This window comes from Stenotrophomonas sp. PS02297 (assembly GCF_029959705.1).
Taxonomy (GTDB): Bacteria; Pseudomonadota; Gammaproteobacteria; order Xanthomonadales; family Xanthomonadaceae; genus Stenotrophomonas; species Stenotrophomonas nitritireducens.
Map to the genome: position 1 here is coordinate 1 of NZ_JASCOS010000191.1, position 4,367 is coordinate 4,367.

At 69.4% G+C, this 4,367-nt stretch carries 2 protein-coding genes; both read left to right on the forward strand.

All coding sequences use genetic code 11. The annotated features are described in order from the left end of the window. The first annotated feature begins 44 nt into the window (after nucleotides 1-44). The gene (locus QMX80_RS18530; RefSeq protein WP_282278647.1) at nucleotides 45-1,172 is read left to right on the forward strand and encodes an efflux RND transporter periplasmic adaptor subunit; all 1,128 of its coding nucleotides are present in this window, start codon (nucleotides 45-47) and stop codon (nucleotides 1,170-1,172) included. Beyond that, a complete protein-coding gene (locus QMX80_RS18535; protein WP_282278648.1) occupies nucleotides 1,169-4,240 on the forward strand; it encodes an efflux RND transporter permease subunit in 3,072 nt (1,023 codons plus the stop codon). Before QMX80_RS18530 ends, QMX80_RS18535 begins: the two co-directional genes overlap by 4 nt. The last annotated feature ends 127 nt before the right edge of the window (nucleotides 4,241-4,367 follow it).

Genomic DNA, 4,367 nt, shown 5'->3' on the forward strand with positions numbered 1-4,367 from the left:
GCGGGGGCGGCCGGGCCCCCCCACCACGCACACGGGACCCGCGCATGGCAATCAATGGAAAAGCACTGGCCGTCGGGCTCGTGGTGCTGGCCGCGGTCGTGGCCGTCGGCTTCTACTACAAGGGCGGCGGCAAAGGCGCGGCCAAGCCCAAGGCGGCGCCGCTGGTCAGCGTCACCCGGGCGCAGGCGCTCGACCTGCCGGTGCGCATCGACAGCCAGGGACACCTGGTGCCGCTGAAGCAGGTCGACGTGCGCGCGCAGATCAGCGCGCGCCTGCGCGCGATCCATTTCCGCGAAGGCGACGACGTGCGCGCCGGGCAGCTGCTGTTCACCCTGGACGATGCCGAGCTGGAGGCGCAGCTGGAACGCACCCGCGCGCAGGCCACCCAGGTCAAGGCGCAGCTGGAGGATGCGCAGCGCGCGCTTTCCCGCGGACGCGAGCTGGTCGGTACCGGTTACATCTCCTCCAGCGCGCTGGATACGCTGGCGGCCAACGTCAAGACGCTGGAAGCGCAGCGCCGCGGCGCACAGGCCGAGATCGATGCGGCGCGCGTGCAGCTGGCGCATACCCGCATCGTCGCGCCGATGGACGGCAAGACCGGTGCGCTGGCCGCCTACGAAGGCAGCCTGGTGCAGGCCGGCGACAGCGCGCCGCTGGTGAGCCTGCTGCAGTTCGACCCGATCGCCGCCGAATTCGCGTTGCCCGAGCGGCACCTGGACGCGCTGCTGGCCGCGCGCGCGCGCGGCCAGGTGCAGGTGCGCGTGCAGGCGCCCGGCGGGAAGATGCTCGACGGCGAACTGTTCTTCATCGACAACCGGGTCAATCCGGCCACCGGTACGCTGCAGCTCAAGGCGCGCTTCCCCAATCCCGGGCATGCGCTGTGGCCCGGCGCCTATGCGCGGGTGGAACTGCTGGCCGGCAGCGATCCGGGCGTCATCGTGCTGCCGCCGCAGGCGGTCCTGGAGGGGCCCGACGGCCACTTCGTCTATCGGTTGGGCGACGACCGCAAGGTGCGGGCGCAGGCGGTGACGCTGCTGCGCATCCAGGAGCAGAACGCGGTGGTGACCGGCGTCGGCGATGGCGACCAGGTGGTGGTGGAGGGCAACCAGAACCTGCGCGATGGCAGCGAAGTCCAGGTCGCCGACGCGCCTGCCGCCGGCGGCACGCCATGAACATCTCCGGGCTGTGCCTGCAGCGCCCGGTCGCGACGCTGCTGCTGTGGATCAGCGTGGTCGTCGCCGGCATCGTCGCCTGGTTCCACCTGCCGATCGCCGCGCTGCCGCGCTACGAGACGCCGGTGATCGAGGTCAAGGCCAAACTGCCCGGCGCCAGCCCGGAGAACATGGCCGCCTCGGTGGCCACGCCGCTGGAGAAGGAGTTCTCCGCCATCCCGGGTCTGGTCGGCAGCAGTTCGGAGAACATCCAGGGCGAGAGCGTGATCCTGCTGGAGTTCTCCGCGCGCCGCGACATCGATGCCGCCGCGGCCGACGTGCAGGCCGCGCTGTTCCGGGTCAGCCGCTCGCTGCCCACCGAGATGAGCACGCCGCCGTCCTACAGCAAGGTCAACCCGGGCGACGCGCCGATCCTCAAGCTCGGCATCAGTTCGCCGACCATGCCGCTGTCCGAGCTCAACGCCTACATCGACGAGCTGGTGATCCCGGCGCTGTCCACGGTCGACGGCGTGGCCCAGGTCGTCGCCAAGGGCCGCAAGCGCTACGCGGTGCGCGTGCAGGCCGATCCGGCGCGGCTGGCGGCGCTGGACCTGACCCTGCTGGACGTGGCCAGCGCGCTGAAGACCGCCAACGCCAACACCGCGCTCGGCCAGCTGGACAGCAGCCGGCAGATGATGATGGTGCAGATGCCGGGCGAGCTGATGCTGGCGCGCGACTTCGCCCAGGTGATCGTCGCCAGCCGCGACGGCCAGGGCATCCGCCTGGCCGACATCGCCCAGGTCCGCGACAGCGTCGAGGAAGTGCAGAACATCGGCGAGGTCAACGGCGTCAACTCGGTGCTGCTGGACATCAAGCGCCAGCCTGGCGCCAACACCGTGCGCACGGTGGACAGCATCATGGCGCTGCTGCCGCGGCTGCAGGCGCAGCTGCCCGGCTCGGTGCGGATCGTCACCCTGGGCGACCGCTCCACGTCCATCCGCGAGGCCATCCACGACGTCAACCTCACCCTGCTGCTGACCATCGCCCTGGTCATCCTGGTGATCCTGCTGTTCCTGCGCCGGCTCACCTCGGCGGCGATCCCGTCGATCAGCCTGCCGATCTCGCTGCTGGGCACGTTCGCGCTGATGTACGCCATGGGCCTGTCGCTCAACAACATCTCATTGATGGGCATCACCATTGCCGTGGGCCTGGTGGTGGACGATGCGATCGTGGTGCTGGAGAACGTGATGCGCCACATCGAGCAGGGCATGGCGCCGCGCGAGGCCGCGCTGCGCGGCGCGCGCGAGGTCGGCTTCACCGTCGTCTCCATCTCGGTGTCGCTGGTGGCGGTGTTCATCCCGATCTTCTTCATGCCCGGCACCGCCGGCCTTTTGTTCCACGAGTTCGCCATCGTCGTCACCCTGGCCATCCTGGTCTCGGCTGCGGTGGCGCTGACCCTGATTCCGGTACTGGTGCCGATGCTGGTGCGCAATGCGCCGCGGCACGACGATGCGCCCGGCTGGAACCGCGGCTTCGAGCGCCTGTTCGAGCGCACGCTGGCGCTGTACCGGCACGGCCTGGACTGGTCGCTGGCGCACCCGCGCACGGTGCTGGCCGTCGGCGCCGGGACGCTGGTGCTGACCGCGCTGCTGTATGTCACTTCGCCGCGCTCGTTCTTTCCCGAGGAGGACATCGGCCAGGTCTCGGTGAAGGTCAAGACGCCGCCGGAGATGTCCTTCGAGGGCCGGCTGGCGGTACTGCGGCGCATCCAGGACGTGCTGCTGGAGGACGATGCGATCCTCGCCTCGGCCTCGAAAGTGGACCACGACACCACCAAGTTCGACCTGGACCTGAAACCGCGCGGGCAACGCCCGCCGATGGACCAGGTGCTGGCGCGGATGCGCGCCAACACCAACTTCATCCCCGGGGTGAAGGTCAATTTCAGCCCGGTGCAGAACCTGAAGATCGGCGCCAGTTCGTCCAGCAGCACCTACCAGTACACGCTGCAGTCGGTGGGCAGCGAACAACTGGATGCCTGGTCGGAAAAGCTGCTGGCCGCGCTGCGCGGGTCGGATGTGTTCGTCGGCCTGGACACCGATTTCGAGAAGAGCGGCCTGCAGGCGCAGATCCACCTGGACCGCGACAAGATGGCCCTGCTCGGCGTGGACATGGCCGACCTGCGCACCAGCCTGCATGCCGCGTTCGGTGGCCGCGAGGTGTCCTCGATCCATGCGCCGCAGGCAACCTACAAGGTCATCATGGAGCTGGAAGACCGCTACCGCCGCGACGAGACCGACCTGTCGCGCATCCACGTGCGCAGCCAGCAGGGCGGCATGGTGCCGCTGAGCGCGTTCGCCACGCTCTCGCGCGGCACCGGCACGATGACGGTGCTGCACAAGGCGCAGCTGCCGGCGATCACCTTCTCCTTCGAACTGGCGCCGGGCCGCTCGCTGTCCGACGCGACCGCGGCCATCGACCGGGCCAAGCGCGAGATCGGCCTGCCGGCCACGGTGTTCGGCAGCTTCGACGGGCAGGCGGCGGTGTTCGAGCAGTCGCAGACCTCGCAGCTGTGGCTGATCGTGGTCGCCATCGCGGTGATCTACGTGATCCTGGGCGTGCTCTACGAGAGCTGGATCCACCCGGTCACGATCCTGATGGGCATCCCGTCGGCGGCCGTGGGCGCGTTCCTGGCGCTGCGCCTGACCGGGCTGGACATCAGCTTCATCGCGATGATCGGGGTGCTGCTGCTGATCGGCATCGTCAAGAAGAACGCGATCATGATGATCGACTTCGCGCTGGACGCGCAGCGCCGGCACGGCATCGCCGCGCGCGAGGCCATCCACCAGGCCTGCCTGCTGCGCTTCCGCCCGATCATGATGACTACGCTGTGCGCGATGATGGGCGCCATGCCGATCGCGCTGGGGCTGGGCGCCGGCGCCGAGCTGCGCCAGCCGATGGGCGTGGTCATCGTCGGCGGCCTGCTGTTCTCGCAGGTCATCACGCTGTTCATCACCCCGGTGGTCTACCTGTGGTTCGACCGGCTGACGCGGCGGTTCGACGGCCGGGCAGCGGCACTCGCCAACAGCTGATCCGGCATCTGCGTCGCGATCCCCGCAGGAGCGGCTTCAGCCGCGATGAGGCCTTCCCATCGAATTTCCGCGGACGGGTGATGCGCGGTCCGGTGCGGAACGATCTGCATGAAGGCCCCATCGCGGC

Coding starts and splice junctions, on each gene's coding strand:
- QMX80_RS18530 (WP_282278647.1), top strand. CDS start 45: ATGGCAATCAATGGAAAAGCACTGGCCGTCGGGCTCGTGGTGCTGGCC.
- QMX80_RS18535 (WP_282278648.1), top strand. CDS start 1,169: ATGAACATCTCCGGGCTGTGCCTGCAGCGCCCGGTCGCGACGCTGCTG.